The following is a 1,461-nucleotide window of genomic DNA, read 5'->3' as shown; positions in this document are numbered from 1 at the left end:
CTAGGAGCCTGTCCAGATAGTCACTGGTCAACTATTGACGAGTCTGATTCAATCTTGGGCTATGAGCAAGTATTTTCGGCCCTGGAATATCGATCAGACGCTGCTTCTTCCAGCGAGCGTGCATGACTTCGTACCGCCAGGCCATGTCTCGCGGTTCATCGTTGAACTGGTGCGTGAGAGCCTTGATCTCAAGGAGATCACGGGCAGCTATGTGAGCGGGCTTGGGCAGCCGCCGTTCGACCCGCGGATGATGGTGGCGCTTCTGCTGCACGGTTATGCGAGCGGGCTGTATTCGTCGCGGCGGATCGCCAGGGCCTGCCGCGAACGGAATGATTTTGTGATGATCGTGGCGCTCGATCCGCCGGATTTCCGGACGATCAGCGACTTCCGCAAGCGGCATTTGAAGGCGCTCGAGGCGCTGTTCGTGCAGGTTCTGAAGCTGTGTGAGACGGCAGGATTGGTCAAACTCGGCCATGTCGCGCTGGATGGCACGAAGATCAAGGCGAACGCGTCGAAACACAAGGCGATGAGTTATGAGCGCATGAAGAAGCGCGAGCTGGAATTGAAAGCCGAAGTCGCTCGCATGCTGGCGGCGGCCGAGGCCGCGGATGCCGAGGAGGACGTGACTTTCGGCAAGGACAAGCGCGGCGACGAGATGCCGGATTGGGCCGGCGACAAGCAGAAGCGGCTGGCCAAGATCCAGCAGGCGATGGCGTCGCTGGAAGCCGAGGCCAAGCTGGCGGCGCAAGAAGAGCGCCGGATCGAGGCCGAAAAAGAAGAGCAGCGCCAGGCCGCAGGCCGCAAGAAGCCTGGCAAACCGGCGGCGGCGCCATCAGAGGAGCCCGATCCCAAGGCGCAACGCAACTTCACTGATCCGGAAAGCCGCATCATGAAGTCGAAGGATGGCTTCGTGCAGGCCTATAATGCCCAGGCTGCCGTGGATGCCCATGGCCAGATCATTGTCGCGCACGACCTGACGCAGTGCGGCAGTGACCAGGGCCAGTTGGTGCCCCTGATCGAGGCCATCGAGAATAATCTCGGGGCCAAGCCAGCGCAGGCCTCAGCGGACTCCGGCTACTGCAGCGAAGCCAATCTCGAAGCGCTCGAAGCGCACGGCATCGACGGCTACGTCGCGCCCCGACGCGCCAAGCACCCGACCGCCGCGAACGGAAAAGTCGGCGGGCCGCTGACCCAACGAATGCGAAAGAAGATCGACGACGGCGGCTTCGAAACGCCCTATCGATTGAGAAAGCAAGTGGTGGAACCAGTGTTCGGACAGATCAAACAGGCACGTGGCTTCCGCCAATTCCTATTGCGGGGCGTTGAAAAAGTGCGTGCCGAGTGGGCAATGATCTGCACCGCCCATAACCTCCTCAAGCTGTTCACCCTCGCAAAGCCCGCCTGAGCCGGCTATCGTGCAACAAGTGCCCGTAGCAATGACCTATCTGGACGGGCTCCTAG

Annotated in this window: 1 protein-coding gene; it reads left to right on the top strand. The window is 61.0% G+C overall.

Annotation, left to right across the window (positions count from 1 at the left end; translation table 11 throughout):
- Window positions 1-61: 61 nt before the first annotated feature.
- On the top strand, window positions 62-1,405 hold the full coding sequence (locus tag NKI21_RS32305; protein ID WP_352869311.1) for an IS1182 family transposase: 1,344 nt from the start codon (window positions 62-64) through the stop codon (window positions 1,403-1,405).
- Window positions 1,406-1,461: the final 56 nt, after the last annotated feature.

It is taken from the genome of Mesorhizobium sp. M0715 (assembly GCF_040320355.1).
Classification (GTDB): Bacteria; Pseudomonadota; Alphaproteobacteria; order Rhizobiales; family Rhizobiaceae; genus Mesorhizobium.
This window is presented reverse-complemented; position numbering and strand designations above follow the sequence as displayed.

Bases quoted from the DNA above. Each gene is read 5' to 3' on its own strand.
- NKI21_RS32305 (WP_352869311.1), top strand. From the start codon at position 62: ATGAGCAAGTATTTTCGGCCCTGGAATATCGATCAGACGCTGCTTCTT.